At 67.2% G+C, this 14097-nt stretch carries 30 protein-coding genes; 29 read left to right on the forward strand and 1 reads right to left on the reverse strand.

The window, feature by feature from the left end; all coding sequences use genetic code 11:
* Positions 1-113: 113 nt before the first annotated feature.
* From C6N75_RS09685 to C6N75_RS30125, 8 genes are all read left to right on the forward strand, one after another.
* Positions 114-419: an endonuclease VII domain-containing protein gene (locus tag C6N75_RS09685; protein WP_105868460.1), complete on the forward strand. Its 306-nt coding sequence runs from the start codon at positions 114-116 to the stop codon at positions 417-419.
* On the forward strand, positions 416-1573 hold the full coding sequence (locus C6N75_RS09690; protein ID WP_105868461.1) for a hypothetical protein: 1158 nt from the start codon (positions 416-418) through the stop codon (positions 1571-1573). Before C6N75_RS09685 ends, C6N75_RS09690 begins: the two co-directional genes overlap by 4 nt.
* Before the next feature lie 155 nt (positions 1574-1728).
* On the forward strand, positions 1729-2487 hold the full coding sequence (locus C6N75_RS09695; RefSeq protein WP_105868462.1) for a hypothetical protein: 759 nt from the start codon (positions 1729-1731) through the stop codon (positions 2485-2487).
* Positions 2488-2502: 15 nt separating this feature from the next.
* Positions 2503-2853 carry a hypothetical protein gene (locus tag C6N75_RS09700; RefSeq protein WP_105868463.1) on the forward strand — a complete coding sequence of 117 codons (351 nt, stop codon included), beginning with the start codon at positions 2503-2505 and terminating at the stop codon, positions 2851-2853.
* A 286-nt stretch (positions 2854-3139) separates the two neighbouring features.
* Entirely contained in the window at positions 3140-4042 is a 903-nt protein-coding gene (locus C6N75_RS09705; protein ID WP_105868464.1) for a bifunctional DNA primase/polymerase, read from the forward strand.
* Positions 4039-4209, forward strand: a complete 171-nt coding sequence (locus C6N75_RS30575; RefSeq protein WP_181160415.1) for a hypothetical protein — start codon at positions 4039-4041, stop codon at positions 4207-4209. The genes C6N75_RS09705 and C6N75_RS30575 overlap by 4 nt, the downstream gene beginning before the upstream one ends.
* Positions 4210-4723: 514 nt before the next feature.
* Positions 4724-4918 carry a hypothetical protein gene (locus tag C6N75_RS09715; protein ID WP_105868466.1) on the forward strand — a complete coding sequence of 65 codons (195 nt, stop codon included), beginning with the start codon at positions 4724-4726 and terminating at the stop codon, positions 4916-4918.
* Positions 4915-5169, forward strand: a complete 255-nt coding sequence (locus tag C6N75_RS30125; RefSeq protein WP_146132517.1) for a hypothetical protein — start codon at positions 4915-4917, stop codon at positions 5167-5169. Before C6N75_RS09715 ends, C6N75_RS30125 begins: the two co-directional genes overlap by 4 nt.
* Here the strand turns inward: C6N75_RS30125 and C6N75_RS09720 are convergent.
* A complete protein-coding gene (locus C6N75_RS09720; RefSeq protein ID WP_105868467.1) occupies positions 5095-5595 on the reverse strand; it encodes a hypothetical protein in 501 nt (166 codons plus the stop codon). The two genes, C6N75_RS30125 and C6N75_RS09720, sit on opposite strands and share 75 nt — an antisense overlap.
* 37 nt (positions 5596-5632) lie before the next feature.
* On the opposite strand from C6N75_RS09720, the gene C6N75_RS09725 reads away from it, so the two are divergent.
* From C6N75_RS09725 to C6N75_RS09820, 21 genes are all read left to right on the forward strand, one after another.
* Positions 5633-6106 (forward strand): HNH endonuclease family protein, encoded by a 474-nt coding sequence (locus C6N75_RS09725; protein ID WP_105868468.1) that lies wholly within the window; start codon positions 5633-5635, stop codon positions 6104-6106.
* Positions 6107-6109: 3 nt separating this feature from the next.
* On the forward strand, positions 6110-7150 hold the full coding sequence (locus C6N75_RS30130; protein ID WP_146132518.1) for a hypothetical protein: 1041 nt from the start codon (positions 6110-6112) through the stop codon (positions 7148-7150).
* Positions 7147-7362 (forward strand): hypothetical protein, encoded by a 216-nt coding sequence (locus C6N75_RS09735; RefSeq protein ID WP_105868470.1) that lies wholly within the window; start codon positions 7147-7149, stop codon positions 7360-7362. Before C6N75_RS30130 ends, C6N75_RS09735 begins: the two co-directional genes overlap by 4 nt.
* A gap of 113 nt (positions 7363-7475) precedes the next feature.
* Complete coding sequence (locus C6N75_RS09740) at positions 7476-7826, forward strand: PAS domain S-box protein (RefSeq protein ID WP_105868471.1); 351 nt, start codon at positions 7476-7478, stop codon at positions 7824-7826.
* Positions 7810-8088 (forward strand): HNH endonuclease, encoded by a 279-nt coding sequence (locus C6N75_RS31475; protein ID WP_258177313.1) that lies wholly within the window; start codon positions 7810-7812, stop codon positions 8086-8088. Before C6N75_RS09740 ends, C6N75_RS31475 begins: the two co-directional genes overlap by 17 nt.
* On the forward strand, positions 8079-8489 hold the full coding sequence (locus C6N75_RS31060; protein WP_219852865.1) for a DUF3310 domain-containing protein: 411 nt from the start codon (positions 8079-8081) through the stop codon (positions 8487-8489). The genes C6N75_RS31475 and C6N75_RS31060 overlap by 10 nt, the downstream gene beginning before the upstream one ends.
* Positions 8486-8773, forward strand: coding sequence for a dsRBD fold-containing protein (locus C6N75_RS09755; protein ID WP_105868473.1), 288 nt, complete (start codon positions 8486-8488; stop codon positions 8771-8773). Before C6N75_RS31060 ends, C6N75_RS09755 begins: the two co-directional genes overlap by 4 nt.
* A 20-nt stretch (positions 8774-8793) precedes the next feature.
* Complete coding sequence (locus C6N75_RS09760) at positions 8794-9000, forward strand: hypothetical protein (RefSeq protein ID WP_146132519.1); 207 nt, start codon at positions 8794-8796, stop codon at positions 8998-9000.
* Positions 8993-9136 carry a hypothetical protein gene (locus C6N75_RS30580; RefSeq protein WP_181160416.1) on the forward strand — a complete coding sequence of 48 codons (144 nt, stop codon included), beginning with the start codon at positions 8993-8995 and terminating at the stop codon, positions 9134-9136. Before C6N75_RS09760 ends, C6N75_RS30580 begins: the two co-directional genes overlap by 8 nt.
* Entirely contained in the window at positions 9133-9447 is a 315-nt protein-coding gene (locus C6N75_RS09765) for a hypothetical protein (RefSeq protein WP_105868475.1), read from the forward strand. Before C6N75_RS30580 ends, C6N75_RS09765 begins: the two co-directional genes overlap by 4 nt.
* Complete coding sequence (locus C6N75_RS09770; protein ID WP_105868476.1) at positions 9444-9662, forward strand: hypothetical protein; 219 nt, start codon at positions 9444-9446, stop codon at positions 9660-9662. The genes C6N75_RS09765 and C6N75_RS09770 overlap by 4 nt, the downstream gene beginning before the upstream one ends.
* A 223-nt stretch (positions 9663-9885) precedes the next feature.
* Positions 9886-10245, forward strand: coding sequence for a DUF6197 family protein (locus C6N75_RS09775; protein ID WP_105868477.1), 360 nt, complete (start codon positions 9886-9888; stop codon positions 10243-10245).
* A complete protein-coding gene (locus tag C6N75_RS09780) occupies positions 10242-10622 on the forward strand; it encodes a DUF6197 family protein (RefSeq protein ID WP_105868478.1) in 381 nt (126 codons plus the stop codon). The genes C6N75_RS09775 and C6N75_RS09780 overlap by 4 nt, the downstream gene beginning before the upstream one ends.
* 202 nt (positions 10623-10824) lie before the next feature.
* On the forward strand, positions 10825-11553 hold the full coding sequence (locus tag C6N75_RS09785) for a helix-turn-helix domain-containing protein (RefSeq protein WP_146132520.1): 729 nt from the start codon (positions 10825-10827) through the stop codon (positions 11551-11553).
* Positions 11553-12212, forward strand: coding sequence for a WhiB family transcriptional regulator (locus tag C6N75_RS09790; RefSeq protein WP_181160417.1), 660 nt, complete (start codon positions 11553-11555; stop codon positions 12210-12212). The genes C6N75_RS09785 and C6N75_RS09790 overlap by 1 nt, the downstream gene beginning before the upstream one ends.
* The gene (locus C6N75_RS09795; RefSeq protein WP_105868481.1) at positions 12209-12484 is read left to right on the forward strand and encodes a hypothetical protein; all 276 of its coding nucleotides are present in this window, start codon (positions 12209-12211) and stop codon (positions 12482-12484) included. The genes C6N75_RS09790 and C6N75_RS09795 overlap by 4 nt, the downstream gene beginning before the upstream one ends.
* Entirely contained in the window at positions 12481-12768 is a 288-nt protein-coding gene (locus C6N75_RS09800; RefSeq protein ID WP_105868482.1) for a hypothetical protein, read from the forward strand. The genes C6N75_RS09795 and C6N75_RS09800 overlap by 4 nt, the downstream gene beginning before the upstream one ends.
* Positions 12765-13130 (forward strand): hypothetical protein, encoded by a 366-nt coding sequence (locus C6N75_RS09805; RefSeq protein WP_105868483.1) that lies wholly within the window; start codon positions 12765-12767, stop codon positions 13128-13130. Before C6N75_RS09800 ends, C6N75_RS09805 begins: the two co-directional genes overlap by 4 nt.
* On the forward strand, positions 13127-13474 hold the full coding sequence (locus C6N75_RS09810; protein WP_105868484.1) for a DUF6197 family protein: 348 nt from the start codon (positions 13127-13129) through the stop codon (positions 13472-13474). The genes C6N75_RS09805 and C6N75_RS09810 overlap by 4 nt, the downstream gene beginning before the upstream one ends.
* 5 nt (positions 13475-13479) lie before the next feature.
* Entirely contained in the window at positions 13480-13815 is a 336-nt protein-coding gene (locus C6N75_RS09815) for a DUF6197 family protein (RefSeq protein ID WP_105868485.1), read from the forward strand.
* On the forward strand, positions 13812-14066 hold the full coding sequence (locus C6N75_RS09820; protein ID WP_105868486.1) for a hypothetical protein: 255 nt from the start codon (positions 13812-13814) through the stop codon (positions 14064-14066). Before C6N75_RS09815 ends, C6N75_RS09820 begins: the two co-directional genes overlap by 4 nt.
* The last annotated feature ends 31 nt before the right edge of the window (positions 14067-14097 follow it).

Raw genomic sequence — 14097 nt, forward strand, 5'->3', positions numbered from 1 at the left:
AACGCATCTGTAAGGACTGCCTGACGGAGTGGGGCGGGTTTCTCCCACCTGCTCGGCAAAGGCGGCCGGCTCCCTACGACGGACCCCGCTGTCACACCCACCACCGAGCGGTCATGAAGGCCCGGAGGGTCGCGGCGCATGAGAAGCGCGTCCAGCGAACCTACGGCCTCGACCCCGGAGAGTACGACCGGCTCCACGCCTTCCAGGGCGGCCTGTGTGCCCTCTGCCGGCGGGCGACCGGGGCCACCCGCAAGTTGTCCGTCGACCACGACCACGCCACCGGTGAGGTGCGCGGCCTGCTGTGCCGGCCGTGCAACAACACCCTCGGCCACGCTCGGGACGCGGTGGCCTTCTTCGCACGCGGCATCGACTACCTGAACGACCCGCCGGCCCGGCAGATGCGGAGGCAGGCACCGTGACCCAGATCGAGTGCCACGTCTGCGGGAAGCGCCTCGTCCCCACGGTCACCGGCAAGTACCGCAAGCACAACCAGAAGGGGCAGACGGAACCATGCCCGACGTCAGGGACGGTAGTCCCGGAAGAACAGGATGCCGACTCTGCGACCTCTTCGACGCCCTCTATCCCGAGTACGCCGGCGACTGGTGCGACTGCTCTGCCGGGAGCGAGCGAGTACGCGGAGAACCTGAACCGGATTGCGAGTAACCAGGCCGAGGAGTTCAGGGCGGAAGTCGGTGCGCGGCTGAGCCAGTTCAGCCAACCGGCCCGCGATCCGGACGCCGGGGAGCAGATCCGGCTTTTTAGCCAGCCCGCAGCCTTCAAAGCGCCGAAGGTGGACGTCAGGCCGATGACGGATCTCGGGCTTGAGATTACGGCGCGGCTGAAGGAGATGTTCCATGGCTACTCGAATCGGCAGGAACGCAGCCAGCAGAAAGCGCTGGGACCCTCCGAGATCGGGTCACCTTGTGACCGTCGACTGGCAATGTCCCTCATGCGGTTGCCGAGGGTCAATCCAGGTGGTGACGGTTGGGCCTCGTTTGTCGGGACATGCGTCCATGTTGGCCTCGCTGAGATGTTCACATGGGCAGACGCCGGATCTGGTCGCTATGCGGTCGAAGTCCCCCTGACCTTCTACTCGCCTTTCGTCCCGCGTGGCACTGCGGACCTTTTGGACCGCGTCCTGTTCATGATCGACGACCACAAGCTGATGGGCAAGTGGTCGCGGAACAAGCTCAAGTCGTCAGGCCCTTCCCCGACTTACCGCGTCCAGGCGCACACGTACGCCTACGGCGCACGGAAGCGGGGCGAGCGCATCGAACACGTCGCCATCATCGGCTGGCCCCGCGACGAGTCGTCTCTCGAAGACCTCTACGTCTGGACGGAGCCGTACAACCCGAAGGTCGCGCTGGATGCCCTGGCGCGGGTTGACGCCCTGGCCGAACGGCTCAAGGGCTGCACCGAAACCCTCGGGCTGCACAACGATGGATGCTCCTGCCCGTCGGACGCAGAGAAGGCGATGGCCCTCCCTTTCAACAACAGCGATTGCCGGTACTGCCCGTTCTACATGCCGGGAGCGCAGGCGTCGGGGAACGGCATGTGCAACGGAAAGAGCTGATAGCCATGCGCTCATGGATACGCCTTCTGGCCTTTTCCATCCTCCATATCTTCACGCCCGGCCGATGCCGAGGGGTGGAGCTCGTACACAGCAATGGGAGCGTCAGTCGACTTTGTTCGTTCTGCGGCTCCTGGGAGAAAGTGAGTGGTGACTGAATGAGCTTTTCTCAGCCCGGCACGGGCGGAGATACGTTCGACCTCAAAACCAACGGCGACGCCTGGATGGGCGCGCTGATGCTGGTGTGGCCGATCTCGCTGAAGCCCAACTTCGACACCGGCAAGTTCGAGCCGACGGACGTCGTGGAGTGCGACATAGCGCTCATCGACCGCACCAACCCCGAGACCGGCAAGCCGCTGCTGTTCAAGAACGCCTTCCTGTTCAGCAAGGGGCTGGTGGCCAACACCCGCGGCGACATCGGCGGCATGGTCCTCGGCCGGCTGGTGAAGCGGCAGTTCGCCAACGGCGTCGGCTGGAGCCTGGACCCGTACACCCCGCAGGACGAGCAGATCGCGCAGCAGTACCTCGTCCAGAACCCCCGCAACTCGCCGTCCCAGCCGTCCTCGTCGCAGCAGGGGCCGCCTCGGCAGTCCCCGCCGCAGGAAGACCCCTGGGTCGGCATGAACACGTCCCCTCCACCGCAGCAGCAGAGCTGGGGGGCTGCGGCTTCCCCGACTGCTGCGGCGACCCCGACTGGTGCGGCTTCCCCGCCGCCGCCCCAGCAGCAGAGCTGGGGTGCACCCCCGGCTGCATCCCCGGCCCAGGCTGCCCCGCCGCCTGCTCCCTCCGCCCCGAGTAACGGGATGGAGTCCTGGCCGGCCGGACTGGCTGACTTCCTGCGCTCGCGCGGAGTCGACCCGGCCCAGGTCCAGGACGAGAGCACCGCTCGCATGATCGCCGCGAGCCTCCCCCAGTAAGGAGAGCACCACCCCATGGCAGAAACCCGCAAGCCGGCCGCGAAGAAGGCCGCCACCCGCAAGGAGAGCCCTGTGTCCGAAACCCCCGAGTCCCCGGCGGTCGACGTCGACAGCGTCGAGCAGGACGACAACGGTGAAGGTCGCCGGCGCGGCGGCCGGAAGCCGTCGCCGCTGACCGAGCACATCCGCACCTGGGAGAAGGCCAAGGCCCGCGCCGACCGCGCCCGGTCCCGGGCCGCCAAGGTGCAGGACGTCCAGACCGAGCTGGCCACCGCGGAGCAGCAGGAACGCGACGCCTACCAGGCGCTCCAGGACGCCATGAGTAACGAGGCGCCGACGACGGACACCACCACGTCCGTGGAGTAGCACAAGCCGACCTCAGGCGTTTGCACGGACTGAGCGCCTGGGGGCCACGGGGGTGGTGCCTGTTACCTCGCAGCCGGGCACCACCCCCACCCCCTCTTCACCAACTTGGAGGCTCCTGAATGGCGTGTGACGAGTGCGATATAGCGCATGCGATGGCGACACGGTTGGACGCTTGGAAGTCGGCCGACGCGACACTTAAGGCAGCAACGTGGGCTGACGACTACGACGTGGACCCGTCCGACGTCCTTGCGGTGGCTCTCTTCCTCATGGGCGCGGGCGAGTCCTCGTGAGTCTGCTGCCCGATGCGCTTCGGGCAGTGCAGCAGGGATTCACAATCTTCCCGGTGGAGCCTGGCGAGAAGACGCCGCACCGGCTCTACCCGAACCGCCCGAAGGAAGACGCACCGTGGACCATCAAGTGGTCCGAGGCCGCGACTCGGGATCTGCGCCAGATCTGTTCGTGGTGGGCGGAGTCTCCGAACGCGAACATCGGCGTCGCCGCGAAACCGTCCGGCCTCCTGGTCGTGGACTGCGATCTGCCTAAGCGGCACAACCAACTCCAGGGCACACCGTGGGAGTTCATGCATGACAAGTTCGGCCCCCTCGTTGACGGCGCTGACGTTCTGCGAGAGATGTGCGTGCGTTATGGAGATACGTACGAGCGGCTGGAACGGACGTACCGAATATGCACGGCATCCATGGGCCTGCACCTGTACTTCCGGTGGCCCGAAGGCGTGGAAGCGTCTCAAGCTTCGCCTGTCCCTGGCCTACTGGACGTTCGCTGCAACGGCGGCGCGAAAGGCGGCTACGTCCTCGGAGCCGGCAGCTCCACCGCCAAGGGCCCGTACGTAGCGGAGAACAACCTCCCGGTGGCCGACGCCCCGCCGTGGCTGGTCGAGCTGGTGCGGGAGAAACCGCGGCCGGCTAAGCCCCGTTCGCCGTTCCAGCAGCCGAAGAACGCCGGGAGCTTCAGCGGCCTGGTCGAAGCCGTCGCCTACGCCCAGGAGGGCAACCGCAACAACGTCCTGCTGTGGGCGGCCCGTTCGATGTGTGAGGACGGGGCCACCGAGGAGGAGGCCATCGAGCTGCTGGTGCCGCCGGCGCTCGACTGCGGCCTGGACGGCGGGGAGCGGCAGGCAGAGCAGACCATCCGGTCCGGCTTCCGCCTCCAGCAGAGGAAGAGCACGTGATCATCAAAACCGAGTACACCGGCGACCTCATCACGATCGAAATCGAAGACCCGGCCCATTGGGCGTCGTGGGAGGAAATCAGCCTCACCGACGAGATGGGGACATTCGGGCTGCACGTCCAGGCGCTCGTGCGCAGGAAACTCAAGGAGCAACGAGGAGGAGTATGAGAAGCGACAAATCGTTCAACGTAATCATCGCCTTGTCGGCAGCTCTCACTGTCGCCTGGGCGGGTTTCGTCGTGTGGGTGATAGTGGAGCTGGTGACATGGCTGACGAGCAAGTGAATCATGGGGAAACCTAAGAAGGTTCAACCCACCCAGCTAGACCAGGAGATAGCGGACCGCATACGGAAGTCACTCGAAGACTGGGCCCCAGGGAAGTGGGCCGAACTAGTCGCTTACGGCCCGGCCTGCTGTTGTGGGCTCCGGGCCGATTCCATGTGTCACCGACACCCGGAGGGCCGAGATGAAGAGTCGCCTGGTGACGGCCCGGACCATCGTTGATCTGCCTCTCCCGGGGGATGAGGAAACGTTTCTCGCGGCACGGATCAGGTTCTCGATTCGTCGTGAGCGTCGGCTGAACACGGAAGAGCGACTGATGTACGCGTGCGTGGCTTTTCGCGTTGTGCACGATCTCGACTTCTGCCTGGTCTACGAATGCCCCTTCTGCGGAGGACTGTGAAATGGAATACGTCGCTGAGGTCGTCTTCTACAAGACGACCGAGATCGAGATCACCAACCTGGGCGACGCGGTGCGCCGGACCGCCGAGGGCCTGCGGGAGCCGGCCGGCGAGATGACGGTGAAGGGCTCCCGGGCGTTCGTCGGATCGGTGATCAGCGGTGCCGGCACCGCCTTCGAGATGGAGACCGAGCAGTGAGCCGCAAGTTCGAAGGTTTCGCCAACGATGCCGAGTACCACACCAACCCCCACTACAAGCGGGGCTGCGGGGTCGGCGTCCTCCTCGCCGGTCTCAGCGAAGCCGACCGGACCGAGGTGCAGGCCGCCCTGGACCGCCCGGAGCTGTCGGCCGTCGGCATCGCCCAAGCCCTGAAATCACGGGGCGTCACCGGCATCACCGCGGGGATCATCGGCTACCACCGCAGGGGAGCGTGCGCCTGTGGGCAGTAGGGCCCGGCCGAGAGGTCCCTCCGGCGCCGCCTGGACGGCTTTCGGCGCGGCGGTGACCCTCCTGGCCGGAGCGGTCTTCATCAACGACGCAGTGGACGACGAGGAGCCGCCGAAGCCGCCGCCGTCGAGCAGCAGCTCGGCCCCCACACCGACCCCGACGGCCGACAACGACCGGACGACGCCGGCGACGCCCTCCCCGTCGGCCAGCTCGCGGCCCGCGCGGACACCGCCGCCGAAGCCGAGCACGGCACCGTCGAAGCGACCCGCGCCGAAACCCACCGCCAGCAGCCGACGGGCCACACCGAAGCCACCGGCCGCCACCCGCCGGGCCACACCGAAGCCGCCGACCGTCAAGCCGCCGTCGCGGCCGAAGCCGTCAACCACCACCCGCCGGCCGACACCGCGGCCGACGCCGAAGCCCAGCACCCGGCCCCCGCTGCTGCCGCTGCCGATCCCCGTACCCGTGCCGCCGCTGGTGACGCTCGTGGAGAAGCTGCCAGTGAAGGCCGAGGCGGCGGCGAAGCCCTACGACCGGGAGGCGTTCCGGTACAGCCCGGAGAAGGCGCGGCCGGTGGTGTTCCAGCAGGAGCAGCGGGCCGACGGTTCTTGGCTGTCTCGCTGGGATGGCCGGGTGTTCCGGTCGCGGATGGGGATGGACGTCGACCACAACGTCGCACTGCGGGAGGCGTGGGACTCGGGGGCGTCGACCTGGCCGGTGGCGCGGCTGGAGGCGTTCAGCGAAGACCCGGCGAACCTCAACGCCATCACGGCCGGCTTGAACCGCTCGAAGGGCGACCAGGACGGAGCCTGGCCGGCTCCTCTTGAGCGGTGCGCCTACGTGGAGCAAGTAGCGGAAGTGAAAAGTGAATACGGGCTGTCGATCGACCCCGTGGAACAAGCGGCCATGCTGAATGTGGCCCATGCCTGCAAAGGGTAAGCAATGAGTGATTCGCTCGGCAATGAGGCGGATACAGCGGACCGTCTGGCGCGCATGACGTCAGAACGCGACCGCCTCGCCCGGCAGTTGCACGAGGTCAAACACAAACAGGCCGACTACCTGAACACCGTGTGGGAAGCGACGACCGAGGCTATCGGGCGTATCCGCCTGGCACCGGTGGAACCGCCGGGCCCGCCTGACATCGGGCAGTCCGCCCTTCGAACCGAGGAGTACGCCGTTGCCCTGCTCTCTGACCTACAAACTGGAAAGCTCACCCCAGATTACGACTCCCGGGTATGTCGAGATCGTGTCATGCGATACGCACAACGAATCGTGCGTCTTGCGGAAGTTCAACGACTGCATCACCCCGTTCGACACTGCATCGTACCGATGCTCGGTGACATGGTTGAGGGAGTCGACATCTTCCCCGGCCAGCAGTGGCTCATAGATTCGACGCTCTATGACCAGCTCTTCAACACCACCCCTGCACTTCTGGTTGACTTTGTGCGGTATCTGCTCGGGCATTTTGAGACTGTCACCGTGTACGCAGTTGACGGAAACCATGGTCGTATCGGACGACGAGGCCAATTCGGCCCCATGGATAACGCGGATAGAATGCTATATCGCATTGTTTCCATGCTCCTGCGAGACGAGCCGCGGTTCGAGCTGAAGATGACCGACCCGCAGGGTGAACGGAACTGGTACCAGGTGATGGAGCTCGGCGCATACTCGGCCCTCCTGATCCACGGCGATCAGATCCGGGGGCACTCCGGTTTCCCCTGGTACGGCCTCGGCAAGAAGGTGAACGGATGGGGCAGCGGTGGAATACCCGAACCCTTCAAAGACGTTTTCATGGGTCACTATCACCAGCTCGGAAGAATCCCGTTGAATCACCGTTCCGTGTGGTGCAACGGCTCCACGGAAAGTACGAATACTTTCGCGTCGGAGACACTAGCCGCGCAGTCGGAGCCTTCGCAGTGGTTGCTTTTCGTGGACCCGGACGCCGGGCGGGTTACTGCCTCATATGGAGTTGATCTGCGGTGAAGCGCGACCAAGCAGCCCGCTACCTTGCCCGTCTGCACGTGGCCATGGCACTGCTGTGGTTCCTCCTCATCATTCCCACCATGTTGTGGTGGAAGGAATCCATTCTGTGGGTCCTGCTGATTTCCATCTACGCCAACATCGTCGGCCACTGGGGCGCCTACCAGGCGGCCAAGGCCGAGGAGTCCGGCGAGACCAACCCCCCGCAGGGCTGAGCCGTGGAGCGGGCAAGCACGAAAGCCGAGATCGTCAGAACGGTCGTCGGCATCATCCAACTGGTGGTGGCCACGGTGACGCTGGCCCTCATCGTCTTCACTAGGTAGGCGACATGGAAGACATGGGCGACGAGCTGGCCGCCGGCAACACCCTGGTCGTGGCCGAGCGCTCCGGCATCATCCGGGCCGTGTACGGCGACGCGAAGCGCGTCCTCGGCTGGACGGCCGAGGCCCTGGTCGGAAAGCCGCTGGTGACGCTGATCCCCGAGGACATGCGGGCCGCTCACCTGAACGGCCTGGCGCAGTTCAACGCGACCGGGGAAGGCCCGATCCTCAACCGGACTGTCGAAGTTCAGTGCGTGGGGCGGGACGGCATGGCGCGGGACATCGCGCTCACCGTCTACGACGGCGACGTGGACCCGGTCATCTACGGCTGGATCGAATCGCGTGCCGGCGGGGCGTGACGGGAGGCGATGGCGGCAGACGGTTGCCATCGCCCGCCGTGAATTCCCACCGGTCTGCTGGCTCTGCGGCCTCCCCATCGACATGTCGCTGCACCACAACGACCCGATGTCCTGGACGGTCGAGCACAAGCTGTCGCTTGCCGAGGGCGGCGACCCGTACGACCTGAACAACCTGGCCCCCGCACACCGCCGTTGCAATTCCAAAAAGGGTGCCAACAACCGGCCGGTCGAGCGGCCGAAGACTTCCCGGAGGTGGAAGTGACGTACGCCTGTGATCACCCCGGTTGCGAGTACGACGAACGCGTAGACAGCCACTTGCCGACCGTTCGCCACGACGGCGGCGGTATCGACCCTGACTGCCGAGGCTGCCAGATCTTGCTGGCCCATCGCCATCACACCTTTGTGGAACCGAGCCCTTACGCCGACAGCTTCACCGCTCTGGAAAACGGGGCCAGTCCTTCCGATCCGTCGACCGCGCCGAAGCACTACCAGGGGAAGGCGATGCAGCCCTGGCAGATCTGGGAGGCGTACGACCTGGACCCGTGGTCGGCCAACGTCATCAAGTACGTGCTGCGCGCCGGCCGCAAGGGGCCGAAGGTCGAAGACCTGCGAAAGGCCCGTCACTACCTGGATTACCTGATCGAAAGGGAGCAGAGCCGATGACCGAATACGAGAAGGTCGGCCCGTCCGTCAACATCGAACTATCCGGCAACACCACCCAGTCGGCGCGAATAGCCGTGCTGACCGACGGGACGTCCAGCACGGCCGAGATCCTGGTCGAGAACGAGTACGGCGGCTTCGACGTCATGGGCCGGGGCGTGGCCCGGCGGCGGAAAGGCGACACCCGTCAGCCGGAGCTCGGCACGCGGCTCGCCATCGGCCGAGCCCTGAAGCACGCGGCCTCGTCGTACGAGGAGCACCTGCGGAAGCGGGGCTACGAACTTTGATCATCCGGCAGACCGTCCAGGTGCGATTCCTCGGAACGGACCGGCTCTACACCTACGCCTACGACTGGGACACGTCGACCGAGGAACGGGCCCTTGCGGTAGGCGACCGTGTCGAGGTGCCGCCGAACTTCGTGCAGGAGGACGGCGGTTCGGGCACGGTCGCCGCCCTCGGCTCGCTCTACGACGGTCCCCTCCAGAACATCGTGAGGAGGATTCCCGATGCCTGAACCTTCGAAGAAGCGGGAGCGCCTGTACGGCGAGGCGTACCGCCAGGCCCTCGCCCGCGACCACCAGCGGGAAGCGACGCCGAAGAACCGCCGGCCGGCTCCGAAGCCGTCAGCGATGCCGGGGGCGAAGCGATGAAGCTCAGCCCCGCCGTGCGCTGGCTGGAGAGGGATGTTGACTTCGAGACGAGACCAATAGAGGACGAGTTTGGGGTCGGTGTCGTGCAGGGCCTTGATTCTCACGAGTCGGGGCTGTTCTCGTACGAAACTGCCGGAGGGCGTAGAGCCACCGGCTACGCGTCTCCAATCTTCACGGTTAAGGACGACCTGGAGTGCGTTTGCAGCACGGGTAGGCGCTGCTCCTTCTGGCTTTCGGGCTACTACAGCAGCCACGAACGAAGCCTCCAGGCCCGGTTCGACCCCTCCTTGGCGAGGAGGCCGCACCCGTGAGCGTCCGCGTCTACACCGAGAGGGGCACCGTCGCCCACGAGCTTCGGTGGGGCGACTCCCCGAACGAGGCCGGCGCGAAGGCGCTGTGCGGCCGTACGGCGTGGCCCGGCTACTGGTACGGCACCGGCACCCAGAACGAGCACGAGCGGGCCGCGGAGCTGCCGCTGTGCGTCGGCTGCAAGGCGATCCTCGTCCACCAGGCCGGGGGTCGCTGATGGACGGCCCCTGGGGCTACTGCCCGGGGTGCCGGCGGCTGGAACCGCTGGACGAGAAGGGCCTCGTCGTCATCCACGCCGAGTCCGCGTCCGTCCTGGGCGCCACCACCCCATGCATCGGCGGCGGCGATCCCCCCGGTGAGCAGCCCGGCCCCGACGCCCCACGCCCGTGTCGGGTCAAGTGCCCGACATGCGGCTTCAGTTAGAGAAAGGAACACCCGCGATGAGCATCTTCACTCCCGACGAGGACGTCCGAGCGAACTTCCGCCAGGCCGCCGAGTACATCAGCGAGCACGGCCACTACAAGGGCGGCTACTTCGAGGGCGGCCTTGACCCGGTGGTCGTCGTCCCCTCCTACCTCACGCCTGCCGCGTGCGCCATGGGTGCGCTCGCCAAGGTGGCGGCGGGGGAAAGGTCGTTCGTTTCGGAGTCCGCCGTCGGCTACCTCGACCGCCGTCTCGGCATCCCCGTGGGCGAGTGGAACGACCGGCCGGAGACGACAGCCGAGGACGTGATCCTGGAACTGAAGCGGGCGGCCGACGAGTACCCGGCCCTGCCGCCGGCCGAGGGGGTGCAGTCGTGACCCCCAAGGACATCCTGCTGAAGGCGGCCGAGATCATCCAGCGTGACGGCTGGCACCAGGGCAGCCTGTTCAAGGTGCCCGAGTTCACTACCGTCCGCCGCCTGTCCGGTCGGCTGGCAGCCACCCATGCAGCCGGCCGAACAGCACCGGTCTGTGCCATGGGCGCGCTCTGCCGAGCCACCTTCGGTACCGCCTACGCGGACGATATTCACGTATGGCCGCCAGCGCTGATGGACACTTACCGCGACGCCGTCCTCGCCCTGGAGCGGGAAGTCAGCGCCCCCGGCAACAGCGTCGCCCACTGGAACGACCAGCGGGAGCGCACCGCCGAAGACGTGATCCTCGCCTTCAAGCGAGCCGCCCATGCGAGCGATTGAGAATCCGGGCCCGGAGGTGCTGCGCCGGCGGCAGCGGCAGAAGCGTGTCCGCTACCAGCATTCCGTCGGGCAGCCGCCGAAGATGCCGGCCGGGGAAGCTGCCCGGCATGTCCGGTGGCTGCACGACCAGTGCGGCATGTCGCTAGCACACATCGCTCGGGCGTCCGGAACCTCCCCCAGCACCACCCGCCGCCTGATGCATGTGACCGACGACGAGCCGATGTACCGGCACGTCGCGGAGAAGATCCTGCGGACGCGGCCGGAGGAGCCGATGTCGCTGGAGCAGTCGGCGCACGTCGACCCGATCGGGTCGCAGCGTCGGGCGCAGGCCCTCGTCGCCCTCGGCTTCACCGGGCCTGTGCTGGCCGTGGAGCTCGGCTTCAACGGGCATGTCCCGAACTTCTGGCGCTTCTTCCAGGCGACGGTGATCAACGCGACTCGCCGCGACCGGATCGCAGCCGGTTACACGAAGCTTCAGTACGCGGACCCGGCGGACTTCGGCGTCGACAACCAGCGCGCGGCCCGGCTCCGCAACATCGCCAAGGAGCGGGCTTGGGCGCCGCCGAGCTGCTGGGACTCGGACACGATCGATGATCCGGAAGCGATCCCGGAGTGGACGGGTGCCTGCGGCACTCCGCGGGGCCGCTACATCCACGAGCGGGACAAGATCCGGCCGGTGTGCAAGCCGTGCGCGAGGGCGGCCCGTGAAGCCGCCGGCCAGGAGCCGGCGACCCGGGTGTTCTCCCCGGACGCCCTGGCCGCGCTGCTCGCCAACCGTGGCTGGCTGGCGCCCGACCTGTCGGCCCGCATGGGCCTTGCCGGCCCGGACAGCGTATACCGCTGGCTGAGCGGTAAGGCCCTTCCTTCGCAAGTGAGTTGGGACCTGATGGCCTCCACGTTGGGGGTGACGATCGAAGACCTGGAGGCGTAGTGAAGCAGCCGAACTGCCGGGGCCATGACCCTGAGATCTTCTACGAGCGGGCCCGGTGGCCCGAAGCCAAGACCATCTGCGAGGACTGCCCGCTGCTGCTGGAGTGCCGTGCCACCTTCCAGGACGACCCGTGGCCGTTCGCCGGCGGGATGACCCCGAACCAGCGGGTGACGTGGAGCCGCAGCACGAAGGCCCGCGTGTTCGGCCGGTGCGTCCGGTGCGGCTTCCGGTTCCAGGAGGCACCGCGGGCCGGCCGGCCTCGGATGTACTGCTCGACGGAGTGCCGCCAGGCGGCGTACGCGGCCGGCGAGACGCAGACCAAGCGCCAGCCGTTGGCCAAGATCTCGATCGATACGGAGCTGGAGGCCGTGAGCCTGTGGCATCAGGGCTACGGGCTGAAGCGCGCGGCGAAGGCGCTGGGCATCTCGGAGTCCAGCGTCCGCAGGATCTTCGACGGCCACGGGCTGAAGCGGACCCAGGCCGAGCGCGACGCGATCTCCGGGCAGGCCGGGGCGATGGCGGCGCAGGCTCGGGCCGACGTGGGCCGGATGGTGCGCAAGCTCCTGGCCGAGGGCCAGCAGTCTCCGCAGGAGATAGCGCTGCTGGCGAACTGCGCGGTCAACACCGTCTACAAGATCAGAAAGGGGATGGCGGCATGATCCGCTGGTCCATCGTCGCCTTCGCTCTCGGCATGGCGATCTTCAGCCTGGTGAACGGGACACCCGACCTGGCCCTGATCTGGGGCCTGCTCTTCACCATCGTCCTCATCCTGTGCCTGCTACCCGACCACCGGGGCCCCAGCGGCGGGCAGCTCCCGCCCTACAAGGAGGAGGAGGGCACCACCCCGGAAGACCTGAAGCGGGCCGCCGTCCGAGACCGCTGGGCGGAGCACGTCAAAACCTGCGAGCTGTGCCGGAGGCGGGACTCATGAGCATCGAAGAGAGCTACGTCGCCCGCTGCTCGATGTGCGGCGACTACATGGACAGTCTCGGGCTGCCGGTCGGCTCCGCCTTCGACGCCCGGGTGTTCCGCACCTGGGCGACGGCCGACAAGGCGCTGGCTGACGCCGGCTGGCACGACGGACACAACGGGGATTACGCCCGCTGCACCTGCGGCCAGCAGCCTCACACCAACCGGTGCCGGAAGGTCGCGCCCCGGCTGGTGCCGCTGTGTCCGCCGTGCCGCAGCGCCGAGCCGAAGCGGGTCAACCCATGATCACAGCCGCCGTCATGCTCGGAGCCCTGGCCTACATCGCCGGGGCTCTTCTGTTTCTGCGGCACCGCTGGGTGAAGACCGAGACCGCGCGGCTCCGAGGCGTCAAGGACGGGCTGCTTCACGGAAGCTTCTGCACCTTCCTCCAGGAGTCCAGGTCGATTTTCGGAGAGCAGGGCTTCGAGCGCTACTCCCGCCAGTGCAACTGCGCGGCCCCGCTGTGGATTGCAGCCCTGTGGCCGCTGGCGCTGCTCGGCCGGCCGCTGCGCTACCTCACAAGCGTCGCCGTCGCCTTCGTGCACCCCCGCATCGAACTGCCCGACCACAACCGAATCCGCACCCTGGAGAAGGAGTTGGACGGATGAAGTACCAGGACAACCTGACCGGCGCCATCGAGTACATATCCCGCTACGGCTGGCACCAGGGCGACTACTACACCTACCGGGCCACCGAAGCCGAACGGAAGGGCCTCGGCCCCGACGACCACCCGCCGGCCTGCGTCCTCGGCGCGCTGTCCGCCACCAACGGCGGCGACTTCACCGCCACCTGGGAAGCGGTTCACGCCCTCAACAAGGTGATCTTCGGCAGCCCCGTGGAGAACGGGATGCTCGCTGGCTGGAACGACAACCCCGCGCGTACCGCCGAAGACGTCATCCTCGCCCTCAAGCGGGCCACCGCCGTACGCCTCACCACCAACAGCAGCAGGTGAACACCATGAACAAGGAAACGACCGACCGCGCACGCCAACTGCTGATCAAGGCCCGCAACATCCTGGAGACCAACGGCTGGCACCAGGGGGCCTACGCCGCCAACCTCGGAGGCCGGGCAGCGGTCTGCGCCCTCGGGGCGCTCAACATGGCCAGCACCGACGTCTCCGCGTTCACCCACTACGACTCCGACTGGGTGCCGATGCTGTCCGCCCAGGTGCGGCTGGCCAAGGCCGCCGGTCTCGGCGGCTTCGCCCGCGAACGGATACCGGCCTGGAACGACGACCCCCGCACCACCGCCGAAGACGTACTCCTCGCCTTCAAGAAGGCGGCCGAACTGTGACCCCCGACCTTCACAACACGCTCGCCGGCAACGGCATGCGGCTCACCGACGACTTCACCGCCGACACCGCGGGCCGGCGCTGCGTAACCCACACCGTCGGCGGCCACTACTCCTGGTACCTCAACGAGATCGAAGCCGACGACACCGTGGGCCCGCGCGTCCACCCCGGCTCGTCGGCCGGCGACGACACCCTGCTGCTGTGGGCCCTCGTCCCCGGCCAGCGGTACCGGCTGGTGATCAACGCATGGTGATGGCCTTCGGTCCTCGGACGCCGTGCGCATT

It is taken from the genome of Streptomyces solincola, assembly GCF_002982015.1.
Taxonomy (GTDB): Bacteria; Actinomycetota; Actinomycetes; order Streptomycetales; family Streptomycetaceae; genus Streptomyces; species Streptomyces solincola.